This is a genomic window from Mesorhizobium sp. M2E.F.Ca.ET.209.01.1.1 (genome assembly GCF_004010375.2).
Taxonomy (GTDB): Bacteria; Pseudomonadota; Alphaproteobacteria; order Rhizobiales; family Rhizobiaceae; genus Mesorhizobium.
The window spans coordinates 1-16,032 of sequence record NZ_SADP02000013.1; the positions used below are offsets into that span (position 1 = coordinate 1).

A 16,032-nucleotide genomic window follows, 5' to 3' on the forward strand; every position below is an offset into this window, starting at 1 on the left:
TCCTGTCCTCAAGGCCTTCCATCAGCGTCTCATTGCCAAGGGCAAAGAGCCCAAGGTCGCGCTCGTCGCCGTCGCGCGAAAGATCCTGACCATCCTCAGTGCAATGATCCGAAACAACGAACCTTGGAATCCAAACAGGCTCTGACAAACACAGTTGCTCATCCGTCTCGGCGCTGCGCGCCGAGCCACCTTCCCCCACAAGGGGGGAAGGGGAGGTCGCGGCACATTCACCCAGCTATTTTCCTCCCCACCCCCTTGGCATCGCCGCGCCTCATGCCATCATCCCGCCATCGGCCGAGGGGGCCGATTCGACCTGGGGGTTACCATGTCCATCTCTTTCGCGCGCCGCGTTGCCGCCGCGCTTTCGCTTGCCGTCCTCATCGCGCCCGCCGCCCATGCCGGCGACGTCACCTTCCAGATCAGGAACAACCATCCCAACGCCATGCGCGTCGAGCTCTACAGCCAGGACCGCGACTATGTCTGGCCGGGCAACGGCAAGGATTTCTATCTCGACGACGGCGAGACCAAGCAATTGCCGATCTCCTGCAACGATGGCGAGAAGATCTGCTACGGCGCCTGGGTCGACGGCGACGAGAGCACCTATTGGGGCGTCGGCCCCAACAACCAGGAGAGCTGCGAGGACTGCTGCTACACCTGCAGCGGCGGGCAAACGGAGGAGATTGATTTGGAGGAGTAGGGACGACAGCCCATCCTCCCAGCTTGACGCCCCTCGCGCCCGCGCCCTAAGCCTTGTCTCCACCCAACAGGAGACCCCACCCAAATGGCAGGCACGGTCGAAGGCGAGAAGATCGACGTTTCCTTCAACGGCAAGCGCTGCATCCATTCGCGTAATTGCGTGCTCGGAAACCCGCATGTCTTCGTGCCCAACGCGCCGGGCGAGTGGATCCACCCGGATGCGGCGAGCGTCGAGCAGGTGGTGGCGCTGGCGCAGAACTGCCCGTCGGGCGCCATCACCTACCACCGCAAGGATGGTGGGCCGCAGGAAAAGCCGCCGGTGGTCAACACGGTGCGTGTCCGCGAAAACGGCCCGCTGGCGGTCCATGCCGAGATCGTGCTCGGCGAGGAAACCTTCCTGCGCGCCACGCTCTGCCGCTGCGGCTTGTCGCAGAACAAGCCGTTCTGCGACAACAGCCACATCAAGGCCGGCTTCTCCGCCACGGGCGAGCCGCCGCTGAAGGAAGCGCAGGTGCTGGAAGCGCGCGACGGCCCGCTGACGGTGACGCCCACCGTTAACGGCCCGCTCAAGGTCGAAGGCAATGCCGAGCTCGTCACCGGCACGGGGCACACCATCGCCCGCACGACGAAGGTATTCCTCTGCCGCTGCGGCCATTCGGCGAACAAGCCGTTCTGCGACGGATCGCATAAAAGGGTGGGGTTCGTGGGGTAATTTCCTTCTCCCCGTTCTACGGGGAGAAGGTGCCCGAAGGGCGGATGAGGGGCAGCGCCGGGGCTGGATGATTGACGGCGAGGCCGGCGCGAGGCCCCCCTCTCTGCCCTGCCGGGCATCTCCCCCTCAAGGGGGGAGATTGGCAGTTCAGGCGCCTCGCTCCTTTCTATAACGTTGGCGATTGGCGAAAGCCGGCGTGACATCCGATCTCCCCCCTTGAGGGGGAGATGGCCGGCAGGCCAGAGAGGGGGGCCTCGCGCCGGCGTCTCAAAGCTTGGGTTCCTCGCCCCGCCAAAGGCGGGGAGAGGTGGCCGCGAAGCGGACGGAGAGGGGCCTTCGTAGGGCGCTCCCCTCTCCGTCTCGGCTTCGCCGAGCCACCTCTCCCCGCCTTTGGCGGGGCGAGGAACTTGCTCTCCACCCTTTGGCCCATTTCTCTCTTCTTTATCCGCCGGCCCGTATCGGCTAAGGGGCACGCACCAAATCCTCTTGCCCGGATTGCCGCCCCGCCCATGACCGCCAAGCCTCACCCCCTCTTCCTCGGCATCGACACCGGCGGCACCTACACCGATGCGGTCCTGTGGTGCGAGGAGGGCGGGCCTAAGGGAAAAGTTCTGGCCAAGGCGAAGTCGCTGACGACGCGCCACGATCTCGCCGTCGGCATTTCCGGCGCGGTCGATGCTGTGCTTCAGGAATCCGGCACCGATCCGGCCGCCATAAAGCTGGTCTCCATGTCAACCACGCTGGCCACCAACGCGCTGGTCGAGGGCCAGGGCGGGCGCGTGGCGCTCATCATGATCGGCTTTTCCGAGGCCGACCTTGCCCGCGACGGGCTGAAGACGGCGCTCGGCACCGATCCGGTGGTGTTCTGCCCCGGCGGGCATGACGTGCATGGCAATGCGGCCAAGCTCGACCTTTCCGGCCTCGAGGCAGCGCTGCCGGAATTGGGGCGTTCGGTGTCGGGCTTCGCCGTCTGCGCCTATTTCGCCACCCGCAACCCGGCGCATGAGCTCGCCGCCCGCGATCTGATCCGCGAGAGGACCGGCCTGCCGGTCACCGCCAGCCATGAGCTTTCGGCCAAGCTCGGCGGTCCCCGTCGCGCGCTCACCACCTTGCTCAACGCCCGGCTTATCTCGATGATCGACCGGCTGGTCGCGGCGACCGAAGGTTTTCTTACTAAGCGCGGCATCGCGGCGCCGCTGATGGTGGTGCGCGGCGACGGCGCGCTGGTGTCGGCGGCGTTCGCCCGCCAGCGGCCGATCGAGACCATCCTCTCAGGCCCGGCTGCCTCTCTGGTCGGCGCCCGCCACATGACCGGGCTGGACGACGCCATGGTGTCGGATATCGGCGGCACCACCACCGACGTCGCCGTGCTCGATGGCGGCCGGCCGCGCCTCGATCCGGAAGGCGCCACCGTCGGCGGCTTTCGCACCATGGTCGAAGCCGTCGCCATGCGCACTTTCGGCCTCGGCGGCGATTCCGAAGTGGCGCTGGAGGACGGCGCGCTCGACCCGAAGATCCTGCTTGGGCCGCGCCGCCTGGTGCCGCTGGCGCTGGCCGGCATGATGCATGGCGAGGCGGTCACATCAGAGCTGGAGCGGCAGCTGCGGGCGCCGAACCCCGGCCGCATGGACGGGCGTTTTGCCCTGCGCACCGGCGTGCCGGACCGGCTCGCCGCCGGCCTCACCGCGCCGGAAGCGAAACTCTACGAGGCCATCGGCGCCACGCCGCTGGCGCTCGACCGACTGCTCTCGTCGAATGCGCAGAACGCCACGCTGAACCGGCTGGTCGCGCGCGGGCTGGTGCATATCTCCGGCTTCACGCCATCTGACGCCGCCCATGTGCTGGGCAAGCAGTCGAACTGGGACGCCGCCACCGCCCGGCTCGGCGCCGAGCTTTTCGCCCGCCGCCGCGATGGCCGCGGCCAGGCGATCGCCGCGACGCCGGAAGCGATCGCCGGGCGCGTGCTGGTCACGCTCACCCGCTGGTCCGCCGAATACATCCTCGAAACCGCTTTCGCCGAGGACGGGCTGGACGGCGCCGCCACCGTCGCGCACGCGCTGGTGCAGCGCGCGGTCGACGCCCATCCCGGCATCGCCCGCTTCACCGTCGCCCTCGACCGTCCGGTCATCGGCCTCGGCGCCTCGGCGCCGCTGCATTACGCCGGCTTGGCCGTGCTCGTCGGCAATGGCTGCATCGTCCCGGAAGACACCGACGTCGCCAACGCGCTCGGCGCCGTGGTCGGCCAGGTGCGCGTCTCGGCCGAAGCTCGCGTCAGCCAGCCCAAGGAAGGCCTGTTCCGCCTCGCCTCCGGCCAGACGGTGCGCGACTTCACCGACGAGGCGAAGGCGATCGAGGCGGCCGAAGCCGATGTGCGGGCGATCGCGGCCGAGCGCGCCAAGGACGCCGGCACCGACAGCGCCGAGATCGGCATTTCTACCGAATTCAAGGTCTCGACCATCGAGGGCCAGCGCATGTTCATCGAGGCGCATGTCGTCGCGGTGGCGTCGGGACGGCCGCGGATTGCGGTGTGAGAGCTTTCCTTCTCCCCGTTTCACGGGGAGAAGGTGCCCGAAGGGCGGATGAGGGGCGGCGCCACCGTACGTTGTTGTTCTCCTCGTCGGCGGCTCAACGAATGCTAATTGTCAACGTCGGCGCCGCCCCTCATCCGGCTGCCGCCACCTTCTCCCCGTGAACGGGGAGAAGGCATGCTACACCCTAAGCCGAATTGACCCTCGCCCCCCAAACATGCCAAAGGCCCCGGCAAGCCTACCTATCTGGAGACGTGCAGATGACCGACCGCATCGAGATCGCCGGGTTGCGGATTGCCCGGGAACTCCATGACTTCGTGGCCGACGAGGCCGCGCCGGGCACCGGCATCGATCCGGAAAAATTCTGGGAAGGCTTTTCCGCCATCGTCCACGACCTCGCGCCGAAGAACCGCGCGCTGCTGGCCAAACGCGACGCCATGCAGGAAAAGCTCGACGGCTGGTATCGCGAAAACGGCGCGCCGATCGACATGGAGGCCTACAAAAACTTCCTCAAGGAGATCGGCTATCTGGTGCCGGAAGGTCCGGCCTTCAGCGTCTCGACCGAGCATGTCGATCCCGAGATTGCCGTCGTCGCCGGGCCGCAGCTCGTCGTGCCGGTGATGAACGCGCGCTATGCGCTCAATGCCGCCAACGCCCGCTGGGGCTCGCTCTATGACGCGCTTTACGGCACCGACGCCATTCCCGAGACGGGAGGCGCCGAGAAGGGCAAGGGTTTCAATCCCGCGCGCGGCGCCAACGTGATCGCCTGGGCGAAGGATTTCCTCGACCAGTCGGTGCCGCTGACCACCGGCAAATGGGCCGGCGTCAACGGGCTGTCGGTGGCGAACGGCGCGCTGAAGGCGGGCGAGGGCGCCGGCGCCACCACGCTCGCGGACCCGAAGCAGTTCGCCGGCTATCGCGGCGATGCCGAGAATCCCGAAGCCGTGCTGCTGGTCAAGAACGGCCTGCATATCGAGATCGTGATCGACCACGCCAGTGGGATCGGCAAGACCGATCCGGCCGGCATCGCCGATGTCATCCTGGAATCGGCCTTGACCACCATCCAGGACTGCGAGGATTCGGTCGCCGCCGTGGATGCGCAGGACAAGGTCGTCGTCTACCGCAACTGGCTCGGCCTGATGAAGGGCGACCTGGCGGAAGAAATCACCAAGGGCGGCAAGACTTTTACCCGCAAGCTCAATCCGGACCGCCGCTACACGGCGCCCAATGGTGGCCAGCTTCTGCTGCCTGGCCGCTCGCTGATGCTGGTGCGCAATGTCGGCCACCTGATGACCAATCCGGCGATCACCGACCGCGACGGCAACGAGGTGCCGGAAGGCATCATGGATGCGGCCATCACGGCGCTGATCGCGCTTCATGATGTCGGCGAGAACGGCCGCCGCGCCAATTCCCGCGCCGGCTCGATGTATGTGGTGAAGCCGAAGATGCACGGGCCGGAAGAGGTCGCCTTCGCGGTTGAAATCTTCGACCGCGTCGAAGCCCTGCTCGGCATGGCCAGGAACACCATCAAGATGGGCATCATGGACGAGGAGCGGCGCACCACTGTCAACCTCAAGGAAGCGATCCGCGCCGCGAAGGAACGCGTGGTGTTCATCAACACCGGCTTCCTCGACCGCACCGGCGACGAGATCCACACCTCGATGGAAGCCGGCCCGATGATCCGCAAGGGCGACATGAAGCAGGCCGCCTGGATTTCCGCCTACGAGGCCTGGAATGTCGATACGGGGCTCGAATGCGGGCTCGCCGGCCACGCCCAGATCGGCAAGGGCATGTGGGCGATGCCCGATTTGATGGCGGCGATGCTGGTTGAGAAGATCGCGCATCCCAAGGCCGGCGCCAACACCGCCTGGGTGCCCTCGCCGACGGCGGCGACGCTGCACGCCACGCACTATCACAAGGTCGACGTGCACGCAGTCCAAGCGGCGCTCAAGAGCCGGCCGAAGGCGAAGCTCAACGACATCCTGTCGGTGCCGGTCGCCGTGCGGCCGAACTGGACGCCGGACGAGATCCAGCGCGAGCTCGACAACAATGCGCAGGGCATCCTGGGCTATGTCGTGCGCTGGATCGACCAGGGTGTCGGCTGCTCGAAAGTGCCCGATATCAACGATGTCGGCCTGATGGAGGACCGCGCCACGCTGCGCATCTCCTCGCAGCACATTGCCAACTGGTTGCGCCACAAGGTCTGCTCGGAAATCCAGGTCCGGGATTCGCTGCAGCGCATGGCGGCGATCGTCGACCGCCAGAATGTCGGCGATCCGCTCTACCGCCCGATGGCGCCGGACTTCGACAAGTCCATCGCCTTCCAGGCTGCCTGCGACCTGGTGTTCAAGGGAACGAGCCAGCCCAACGGTTATACCGAGCCGGTGCTGCACGCGCGACGGCTGGAGCTGAAGGCGAAGGGCTGAACTTGTGCGGGGGCCATCGCCCTCGCTGCCTTCCGTCGAAGCCGGATGCGATCGCCGGCTTGAGCGCGCTCTTTATCGCACCCCGGACAAGGCGGAGCGCGACAGGAACACATCCGTGTGCCTGACATGCGCCGGGGTGTCGCGAAACGGCGCGCAGGGCCTGAAGCCGAATGCCTCGTACACGGTGATCGCGCTTTCCATATAGAAGGTGGTGTGGATCAGCACCGTGCGGGCCGGGCCTTTGTCGATCTCGGCCAGGACCGCGCCCATCAGCGCGCGGCCTATGCCTTGCCCCCGGAAAGCAGCGTCGACGAAGAACCTGTGAAGTTCCACCATGCCCTCGCCGAATGGATCGAAGGCGAGGCAGCCCGCCGGCAGGCCTCCGGATCTGGCGATGAACGCCACCGCATCCGGCGCGCCGAACTGCGCGGCCAATTGCGGGCCGCTTGTTTCGGGATGGAACAGAGCCCTGACATCCGCGGCCAAGACGCCATGCGGCGCCGAAGCTTCGACATCCCACTGCGCGAGCTTGCGGCAGAGCCCCGCCAGTGTCTCGAAATCTTCGGCGCTGCGCGCCGGCAGAACTGAAATCATCCCTCGCCCCCACGCGGACCGGCCCCACCATACCACGCAGCTTTCCGGGTGCGAATGCGTCGTCAAGCGTTCAACGCGATGGGGATGCCTCGCAAAACGCTTGACAGATATCGGTCTACCTACTAGTAGGTAGATTAAGACATCAAAGAAAGGTATCCGTCATGTCTGCACAAACAAGCGTTGAAAGCCCCGCCCGGTCCTCGAACGCCTGGCTCAAAAACTATTACTATCTGCGCTTTGCCGTATCGGCGGCCTGGGTCCTGGCGGCCTTCACCGTCGCGAAGGCAGTTCCGACGCTCGCCGCCGTCATGCTGGTCGCCTATCCCCTGTGGGACGCGCTTGCGAATTATGTCGACGCGCAGCGCAGCGGCGGGCTCGGCCGCAACAGGTCGCAACTGCTCAACTTCGTGGTCAGCATCGTCACCGCGATCGCGGTTGCCGTCGCGCTTGGCCACAGCATGAACGCGGTGCTCGCGGTCTATGGTGTCTGGGCCGTTTTCTCCGGCGCGTTTCAACTCCTGACGGCGTTTCGTCGCTGGAAGACCAACGGCGCCCAGTGGGCGATGATCCTGAGCGGCGCCCAGTCGGCGCTGGCCGGTTTATTCTTCGTCAAGATGGCGGGCGGCGCGGAGGCCATCGGCATCGCCAATGTCGCGCCCTACGCCGCTTTCGGCGCCTTCTATTTCCTGGTGTCCGCCATCTGGCTTTCGGTGAGCGATATGCTTCGCAAGTCGCCGCAGGCCGCGCGTTGAGATTTCTTCAGCCGGAGGTTAGAGCAATTCCAGGAAAAGTGTTTACGGTTTTGCGTCCGGAATTGCGTCAAAACAAAGGGATAGAGTGGTTCGCCGTTTCCGTGAAACGGTGAAACGCTCTAGGCATGCTTATGGACAGGCCTTCGAACACCGCCGATGACATCCTGGCCGCCGCGCGACGCTTCATCGTCGCCGGCGGCTATAACGGCTTCAGCTACGCCGATATCGCCGAGGTGGTCGGTATCCGCAAGGCGAGCATCCATCATCATTTCCCGAGCAAGGTCGATCTCGTGCAGACTCTGGTGAAGCGGTACCTCGAGGATGCCGTGGCGGGCATGACGGAGCTCGAGCGCAATGTGCCTGAACCGCCGGAGCTGCTCAGAACCTATGCCGGCTTCTGGGCCCAGTGCATCGAGGACGCGAGCAGGCCGTTTTGCGTGTGCGCGTTGCTGGCGAGCGAGCTTCCGGTCCTGCCGCCGGAAGTTGCCGTGGAGGTTCGGGCCTATTTCCAGTTTCTGTCGGGCTGGCTGACAGGCGTGATCGAGCGCGGCGCCGGGCAAGGCACATTGACGATCGCCGCCACGCCGCGCGTGGAAGCCGAGGCCTTCATGGCGACCGTGCACGGGGCGATGCTTTCCGCCCGGGCCTATGGCGACGTCCTGACCTTCGGCATGATCCTGGCGCCAACCCTGCAGAAGTTTATCCCGGCAACCGATTGACGTGAAATCGGTCAGGGCGGATCCAGCGTGGCTGCGAACGCCTTCCGGCTCACGCCGCCTGCGCCATCCGCTCCGCGCTCATGCGATAGGAAATCGCTTCGGCGAGATGGATGCGGCCCACCGTCTCGCTGACGTCGAGGTCGGCCAGCGTGCGCGCCACCTTGAGCACGCGGTGATAGGCGCGGGCCGAGAAGCCGAGCTTCTCGCTGGCGTCCTTGAGCAGCGCCAGGCCGGCCGTATCGGGCCTGGCGATCTCCTCGATGATCGAAGGCGGGCAGTGCGCGTTGGTGGTGGCGCCCGCGCCCAGTTTTTCGAGCCGTTCCCGCTGCATGGCCCGCGCCCGGGCCACGCGCTGCGCCACCGAAGCGCTCGTCTCGGCCTTGTCCGGGCGGATCAGGTCGCTCGCCGAGACTGCCGGCACCCCGATCCGAAGGTCGATGCGGTCGAGCAGCGGGCCGGAGATCCGCGCCTGGTATTCCGTGCGGCAGCGGTCGCCGCGCAGGCAGCGATAGCCGGGCTCGCCCGACATGCCGCAGCGGCACGGATTCATCGCCGCCACCAGCTGGATGCGCGCCGGATAGGTGACGCGGTGGTTGGCGCGCGCGATCATGCAGTCGCCCGTCTCCAGCGGCTGGCGCAGCGCGTCCAGCGTCTGCGGCGCGAATTCCGGCAGCTCATCGAGGAACAGCACGCCGTGATGGGCGAGCGAGGCTTCGCCCGGGCGGGCGCGCAGCCCGCCGCCGACCATGGCCGCCATCGAGGCCGAGTGATGCGGGGCGCGGAACGGCCGCCGGTCGGTCAGCTTGCCCTCGCCGAGCTCGCCGGCGACGGACGCGATCATCGAGACTTCGAGCAGTTCCTTTGGCGCCAGCGGCGGCAGGATCGAGGGCAGCCTTTGCGCCAGCATCGACTTGCCTGAGCCGGGCGGCCCGACCATGAGGAGATTGTGGCCGCCGGCCGCCGCGACCTCCACCGCCCGCTTGGCGCTTTCCTGGCCCTTGATGTCGGAGAGGTCCGGCAGATCGCGCGCGGCGAGCTGGATGCCGGCCTCGGGCCGCGACAGAACCTGCGTGCCGCGAAAATGGTTGGCGACGGCGATCAGGCTGCGCGGCGCAAGAATGTCGAAATCCTTGCCTGCCCAGGCCGCCTCCGGCCCGCAGGCGAAGGGGCAGATCAGGCCCTTGCCTTCGGCATTGGCGCCGATCGCGGCCGGCAACGCGCCGGCCACGCCCGCGATCGTGCCGTCGAGCGACAATTCGCCCAACACCACATAGCCGGTGAGCATGTCGCCCGGGATGGCGCCCAGCGCCGCCATCAGGCCGAGCGCAATCGGCAGGTCGTAATGGCTGCCTTCCTTGGGCAGGTCCGCCGGCGCGAGGTTTACCGTCACCTTCTTCGACGGCATCGACAGGCCGGATGCATGCAGAGCCGCCTGCACGCGCTCGCGGCTCTCGGCCACCGCCTTGTCCGGCAGGCCGACGATCTGCATGCCGACCTTGCCCGGCCCGACCATCACCTGGACATCGACCGGCAAGGCCTCGATGCCCTGGAAAGCGACCGTGCGAACCCGCGCCACCATGTTTCCTGCCCCCGGCAGCAACCCCTGCGATTGTCCAAGAATGGACTCTCGTTGAAACAATCACAATTCTTCGGTCGAATCAAGAACATTACGAGAACACGCAAACGCTGTGGTTGCAGGCGGATTGTGCCCCCGGGTGCAAAAGCGGAACATCGTTAAGGCAAAAGGAAAACGGCTGTCGCCGCGTGCTCTCGACCCGTCGAAAAGGCGAGCAGCCCCTCCGGCATCCGGGGCTGTTGCCGTCTAAAGCATGTCTCCCGAAAGTGAGAACCGGTTTCGGGAGACATGCGTAAAATCAAAGACCTAAAGCGCATGGAGCGAATCCGAAGGATCGCGACGCGCTTTAAGCGCTGATAAAGGCATCGACCGTGCCTGAAAGCGATCGATCGATTGCGATATGGGGTGGAAGCCACTCCATGACAGGATATCGGAAAGGCCAAGGCATGGCGATCCGGCGCGAAGACCCGCTTTCCAGAAAAATCTCATTTACAAGGTCTATGAACCGCCGGCGGTCTCGTTCAATCCGTTTCAAAGTTTGCGAACGAATATAGGCCCTGGGGATCCGGCGCTCCTTCAGCGCTAAGACAGCCTCCGCGATGGATCGGGGATCGGGTGGAACCGTAAGCGAATAATCGCCATCCAGATAATGGTCTCGGCCACCATGGTTCGGGGTCGTGACAACAGGTAGCCCCGCGAGAAGATATTCTGTGCTGGCGAACATTGGTCCCTCCATTTCAGAGAGACAAATTCCCACGGCTGCACGATTTAGATGCATGTTCACATGAGCCGGCGCCAGTCGGACAGGCTTGCCGGTGCTGTCAAACTCATTGATGAACACGTGACCCGGCGCGAGCTCCCTGTGCCGATTTATTCGCGCCCTTTCCGACTCCATCGTGGATGACTCCGATGAATCGCGATAAAAGATAAATGCGCAACGCTCGATGCCAAGGGACAAGTCGTGGCGTTTCCACGAAGCGAGTTGCGCATTGTATATTGCATCGAATTCTACAGGGACGTCCTCGAGGGGCCTGAATATGTATTCGGAGGTTGCTGAAGTCTTGTTGTGCAGGACGGCGGCCTCACCGGACTGATTCAAGAGATCGGCCTCACCTTGTGTGTTGGATAGGAAGATCAGCGAGTGACGGGGGTTCCTAAGCCTATGCAGAACGGCATAGGTCCGGATCATTTTGACGCTGGAATTGTTTTCGATGGACCAGGTTGGCGAGATGAGAAACCAGGCACGGTGGCTGCGTCGAAGGCGAGGCATGTGGCTTGCCAATCCGAGGGGCGTGCCGGACATTCCCGAATAGGATATGAACGGATCGTCCGACAGCAAACTTGCCTGAAGGGCAGGTTGCGACTTCGCGGAAGGGAGCCCTTTCCGGAGATACCGGCGATGACGCGACATTGCGCTGACAATCTCGAATACGGTAGCAGGGCGATACCCGTGCCGGAGAGTCAACATGCGGCAATCACGCGGCCGACGTCAGCCGCTTCCCCTCCACACAATCCCAGAACAGGCTGGCGATATCCGCGCCGCCGAAGCGCTGCACTTCGCGCACGCCGGTCGGCGAGGTGACGTTGATCTCGGTCATGTAGTCGCCGATCACGTCGATGCCGACCAGGATGAAGCCGCGTTCCCTGAGCGCCGGCCCGATGCGGGCGCAGATCTCGCGCTCGCGCTCCGTCAGCTCGGTCTTCTCGGCGCGGCCGCCGACATGCATGTTGGAGCGCGAATCGTGCTCGGCCGGCACGCGGTTGATGGCGCCCACCGGTTCGCCGTCGATCAGGATGATGCGCTTGTCGCCCTTGCGCACGTCCTTGAGGTAGCGCTGCACGATATAGGGCTCGCGGAACAGCTGGCCGAACATCTCGAGCAGCGAGGCAAGATTGCGGTCGACCTCGTGCAGGTGGAAGATGCCGGCGCCGCCATTGCCGTAGAGCGGCTTGACGATGATGTCGCCGAATTCCTTGCGGAAAGCGGCGACTTCCTGGGGGTCCTTGGTGATCAGCGTTTCCGGCATCAGGTCCGGGAATTCGGTGACGAAGATCTTTTCCGGGCTGTTGCGCACCCAGGCCGGGTCGTTGACCACCAGCGTCTTCGGATGGATGCGCTCCAATATGTGCGTGGTCGTGATGTAGTTCATGTCGAAGGGCGGATCCTGCCTGAGCAGCACCACGTCCATCTCGGAGAGGTCGGTGCGCACCTTCTCGCCCAGCGAGTAGTGGTTGCCCTTCTCGTCGCGCACCTGCATCTCCTCGACGCGCGCGAACACCTTGCCGTCCCGCATCGACAGCCGGTCGGGCGTGTAGTGGAAAAGCTTGTGGCCGCGCCGCTGCGCCTCCAGCGACAGCGCGAAGCTGGTGTCGCCGGCGATCGACACGGTGGAGACATGGTCCATCTGGACGGCGATCTTGAGCGGCATCTCGGGTCTCCGGCAAACTCAGTCGCCGATATAAGGAAATCGGCGGCGTCTGCCAATCGTGCTTGGTTGGTGCAGACGCTCAGCGGTCGAAGACCAGCCTGGAATAGCCTAGGAAGGACAGCGTCATGGCGACGATCGAGGCGATGGCGAGCGCGGCCAGCGGCGGCAAGGCCGGCAACGCGAGCAGGATGGCGCAGTAGACCAGGTAATTGACGATGCTGGTGGCGATGCCGACGCCGCCATAGCGGGCGCCTTCCTCAGCGATGCCCCGGCTCGACGGCGCGAAGGTCAGGTGGCGGTTGATCTGCCAGGTGACGCAGAGCGCGAAGCCGATCGACAGCACGCGCGCCGAAAGCGCGCCAAGCGGCGTGCCGGCAAGCAGCAGCCACAGCGCCGCCGCGTCGGCGGCGAAGCCGATGCCGCCGGCAAGAGTGAAGCGGATGAGGCGGCCCACTATGCCGCCCACTAGGCTGCCCGCGAAGCCTTGCCAGCTTCGCCCTTGGGCAATGCCCGCGCCGGCGTCCCGCGTTCCGCACGGCCGGAGGAGATCGACAGATAGAAGATGCGCTTCTGCTCAGCCCTGCCGCGCGACACCGAATCGAGGATCAGCCCGGTCATCATGGAGAGCATGGCCAGAAGCAGCATGCCGATCGACAGCACCCAGGTCGGCATGCGCGGCACCAGTCCCGTCTCGGCGAATTCGATGAGCACCGGGATCATCAGGCCGATGCTCGCCGCCAGGAAGAACAGCGCGAACGTGCCGAAGAAGCGCAGCGGCTGCGTCTCCTTCATCAGCATGGCGAACATCCACAGGATCCTGGCGCCGTCGCGGAAGGTCGACAGTTTCGACGACGAGCCCTCCGGGCGGCGGCCGTAATCCAGGGCCATCTCGCTCACCGGCAGCTTGAGCTGCGAGGCATGCACCGACATCTCGGTCTCGATCTCGAAGCCGCCGGACACCGCCGGGAAGCTCTTGACGAAGCGGCGCGAAAACACCCGGTAGCCGGAGAAGATGTCGGTGAAATCGGTCCCGAACAGGCCCTTGTAGAGCCGGTTGAAGATACGGTTGCCGAAGGCGTGGCCGTTGCGGCCGGCATCGTCGGTCACGCCGCGCCTGGTGCCCACCACCATGTCGCAGCGCTCGGTCTGCAGCACGTTGATCAGCTGCGGCGCGTCCTCCGGCGCATAGGTGCCGTCGCCGTCGGCCATCACATAGATGTCGGCATCGATGTCGGCGAACATGCGCCGCACCACATTGCCTTTGCCCTGGCGCGGCTCGCGCACGACGATGGCGCCGGCGGCGCGGGCCTTCAGCGCCGTGAGGTCCTTGGAATTGTTGTCGTACACATAGATCGCGGCCGAAGGCAGGGTCTCGCGGAAGCGCCGAACGACCTCGCCGATCGTGAGCTCCTCGTTGTAGCAAGGCAGGAGCACGGCGATGACCGGCTCGTGGCGGACTGCATGCGGCATGTCTGTCTCCGGACGCCCGACCAGCCTCCGGCCGGCCTGATGCCGGTCCCGTCGAGCCGTTTTACTATTTATTGAAGCCGTTAAGGCTAGGTTTAAACCGATCCTCTCCCGTCAAAGGTCACGGCAATGGGCACAGCCGAGAACGGCGCCGCCTCGTGGAAATCCGACCTCGTGCTGGCGCTGCTTGCAGCCTTGCTCGCGCTCGGCGTCGACGCGTGGACGGGGTTCGGCCCGCTGACCGATGCCGGCGGCGACAACGACAATCTGCTGCGCCTCGTCGAGGTCCGCGACCTGCTTGCCGGCCAGGGCTGGTTCGACCTGCACCAGTATCGCATGGGGCTGGAAGGCGGTTTCGTCATGCACTGGTCCAGGCTGGTGGATGCGCCGATCGCCGCGATGGTTCTTGCCGCCTCGGCGCTCACCGGCAGCAGGCCGCTTGGCGAGGATGTGGCGCAGGTGCTGTGGCCGGCCCTGCTCTTCTGGTCGACCCTGTTCTTCACCGCTCGCGCCGCGCGCGGTTTCGGCGGCGGCGGCGCGGTGCTGCCCGCCATCCTCATCGGTGGCGCCGGTTATTATTTCGTCGGCATCTATGCGCCGGGTGCGCTCGACCACCATAACGTCCAGCTGATGCTCACCATGGCGAGCCTCGCTCTGCTGCTCGAGGCGCCTGCCTGGCGCCGGGCCGCGCTGTTGTCCGGCCTCTGCGCCGCGCTGACGCTCGCCATCGGCATGGAAACGGTTCCTTATGTCGCGGCCATTGGGGCTTGCGTGTCGCTGCTGTTCGTCGCCGATCCAGGCGGCGAGCGGGCGATCGCCCGGGATTTCGGCCTCGGCTTCGCCGGCGTCTCGGCGCTTGTCTTCTTCGCCACCATCCCGCCTCCCGCATGGGGCGCGGCGCAATGCGACGCCTTCTCGGTCGCGCAATTCGCCGTCGCGGCCGTCGCGGGCATCGGGCTGGTGGCGATCGCCTCGGTCGAGCCCGCCGCTGGCGACTGGCGGTTCAGGCTGGGGTCACTGGCCGCGCTGGGCCTCGTCCTCGGCGTCGTCGTGGCGTCGCTGTTCCCGCAATGCCTCTCGGCGCCCTATGCCAGTCTCGATCCGCGCCTCAAGGAACTCTGGCTGGACCACATCGACGAGGCCCAGTCGCTGTTCACGCTGCTTGTCCACGATCCGGCGCGGGTGGCGGCGCGTTATGCGACGCCGCTGGTCGCGATCATCCTGATGGCGCTGCGCTTGCGGCGCGGCGGCTGGCGGCGGCAGGACAGTCTCGTCGCGGCGCTGCTTGGCGTCTCCTTCGTCGTCGGCGCCTGGCAGCTGCGCGGCACCACCTTTTCGATCGCCTTCGCGGTCATCCCGCTGTCGGCCTGGATCGCGAAATGGCGGGCGCGGGCCGAAGCCGGCTCTTCGCCCGGCGTGGCGCTGCGCCTTGCCGCAGTCTGGCTGGTCTCGATCAACCCGGTCTGGACCGGCGTTGCCGCCGCCGCCTCGGTGGCGTTCGAAAAAGGCCCGGCTGTCGCCGACCGCGGCACGACGGACAGGGCTTGCGAGAAGAAGGCCACCTTCGCGCCGCTTGGCGGCATGGCCGGCACCACCGTGCTTGCGATCTCCAATCTCGGCGCGCCCATACTCGTCTATAGCGGCCACAAGGTCTTCGCCGGCCCCTATCATCGCAACGTCGCTGGCAATCTCCTGGCGTTGGACGCCTTTCTCGGCTCGGCCGATGACGCGCGGCGGATCGTCGAGGCGCATCGTGTCGGCCTTGTCGCCATCTGCCCCGGCAATTTCGAGAGCCGGACCCTGACCCAAAAGGCGCCGCAGGGCTTCCTGGCCGGGCTGCTGCGCGGCAGCGTGCCGGACTGGCTCGAGCCGGTCAGCGAGACCAAGGGCAGCCCGATTGAGCTCTATCGCGTAAAGCAAGCGGGCTGACGCAATGTCCAAAAAGTGCGAGCGGCTTTTCGTCCGCACTTGCTTCAACGGAAGCGGCGTCTGAGGAAAAGATCGTTCGATATTCTATTAGATATGACGCATAAACGAATGTTTGGGCTAGACTAGCGTTTTTTGCCCGAAGCTGAACGCCCGCCAGCGACGCCAGCAACTCTTGGGCGAAGGAAAATCGATTTTCCGATACTT

13 protein-coding genes and 1 pseudogene are annotated in these 16,032 nt (G+C 65.6%); 8 read left to right on the forward strand and 6 right to left on the reverse strand.

Annotation, left to right across the window (positions count from 1 at the left end; all coding sequences use genetic code 11):
* From EN852_RS42450 to EN852_RS22410, 5 genes and pseudogenes are all read left to right on the forward strand, one after another.
* Positions 1-145, forward strand: a pseudogene (locus EN852_RS42450) (IS110 family transposase); the annotation flags it as partial.
* A gap of 180 nt (positions 146-325) precedes the next feature.
* Positions 326-697: a hypothetical protein gene (locus tag EN852_RS22390; RefSeq protein ID WP_127880148.1), complete on the forward strand. Its 372-nt coding sequence runs from the start codon at positions 326-328 to the stop codon at positions 695-697.
* A gap of 84 nt (positions 698-781) precedes the next feature.
* The gene (locus EN852_RS22395) at positions 782-1,408 is read left to right on the forward strand and encodes a CDGSH iron-sulfur domain-containing protein (RefSeq protein ID WP_127880149.1); all 627 of its coding nucleotides are present in this window, start codon (positions 782-784) and stop codon (positions 1,406-1,408) included.
* A gap of 509 nt (positions 1,409-1,917) precedes the next feature.
* Positions 1,918-3,939, forward strand: coding sequence for a hydantoinase/oxoprolinase family protein (locus tag EN852_RS22405; RefSeq protein ID WP_127877109.1), 2,022 nt, complete (start codon positions 1,918-1,920; stop codon positions 3,937-3,939).
* A gap of 257 nt (positions 3,940-4,196) precedes the next feature.
* Positions 4,197-6,362: a malate synthase G gene (locus tag EN852_RS22410; protein ID WP_127877111.1), complete on the forward strand. Its 2,166-nt coding sequence runs from the start codon at positions 4,197-4,199 to the stop codon at positions 6,360-6,362.
* Positions 6,363-6,434: 72 nt separating this feature from the next.
* Here the strand turns inward: EN852_RS22410 and EN852_RS22415 are convergent, their stop codons facing one another.
* Positions 6,435-6,956 carry a GNAT family N-acetyltransferase gene (locus EN852_RS22415; protein ID WP_127877113.1) on the reverse strand — a complete coding sequence of 174 codons (522 nt, stop codon included), beginning with the start codon at positions 6,954-6,956 and terminating at the stop codon, positions 6,435-6,437.
* Positions 6,957-7,117: 161 nt separating this feature from the next.
* Between EN852_RS22415 and EN852_RS22420 the strand changes: the two genes are divergently transcribed.
* A complete protein-coding gene (locus EN852_RS22420) occupies positions 7,118-7,708 on the forward strand; it encodes a DUF308 domain-containing protein (RefSeq protein ID WP_127877115.1) in 591 nt (196 codons plus the stop codon).
* Positions 7,709-7,839: 131 nt separating this feature from the next.
* On the forward strand, positions 7,840-8,427 hold the full coding sequence (locus tag EN852_RS22425) for a TetR/AcrR family transcriptional regulator (protein WP_127877117.1): 588 nt from the start codon (positions 7,840-7,842) through the stop codon (positions 8,425-8,427).
* A 49-nt stretch (positions 8,428-8,476) separates the two neighbouring features.
* Here EN852_RS22425 and EN852_RS22430 read toward each other — a convergent pair whose 3' ends face one another.
* The 5 genes from EN852_RS22430 to EN852_RS22450 all read right to left on the reverse strand — a co-directional run bounded on the left by EN852_RS22430 (position 8,477) and on the right by EN852_RS22450 (position 13,902).
* Entirely contained in the window at positions 8,477-10,006 is a 1,530-nt protein-coding gene (locus tag EN852_RS22430) for a YifB family Mg chelatase-like AAA ATPase (RefSeq protein WP_127877119.1), read from the reverse strand.
* A 343-nt stretch (positions 10,007-10,349) separates the two neighbouring features.
* Positions 10,350-11,342 (reverse strand): glycosyltransferase family 4 protein, encoded by a 993-nt coding sequence (locus EN852_RS22435; protein WP_127877121.1) that lies wholly within the window; start codon positions 11,340-11,342, stop codon positions 10,350-10,352.
* A 136-nt stretch (positions 11,343-11,478) separates the two neighbouring features.
* On the reverse strand, positions 11,479-12,432 hold the full coding sequence (gshB, locus tag EN852_RS22440) for a glutathione synthase (protein WP_127877123.1): 954 nt from the start codon (positions 12,430-12,432) through the stop codon (positions 11,479-11,481).
* Positions 12,433-12,511: 79 nt separating this feature from the next.
* Positions 12,512-12,886 carry a GtrA family protein gene (locus tag EN852_RS22445; RefSeq protein ID WP_127877125.1) on the reverse strand — a complete coding sequence of 125 codons (375 nt, stop codon included), beginning with the start codon at positions 12,884-12,886 and terminating at the stop codon, positions 12,512-12,514.
* An 11-nt stretch (positions 12,887-12,897) separates the two neighbouring features.
* Positions 12,898-13,902: a glycosyltransferase gene (locus EN852_RS22450; protein ID WP_127877127.1), complete on the reverse strand. Its 1,005-nt coding sequence runs from the start codon at positions 13,900-13,902 to the stop codon at positions 12,898-12,900.
* Between the two features lie 126 nt (positions 13,903-14,028).
* On the opposite strand from EN852_RS22450, the gene EN852_RS22455 reads away from it, so the two are divergent.
* Entirely contained in the window at positions 14,029-15,828 is a 1,800-nt protein-coding gene (locus EN852_RS22455) for a GtrA family protein (RefSeq protein ID WP_127866240.1), read from the forward strand.
* The last annotated feature ends 204 nt before the right edge of the window (positions 15,829-16,032 follow it).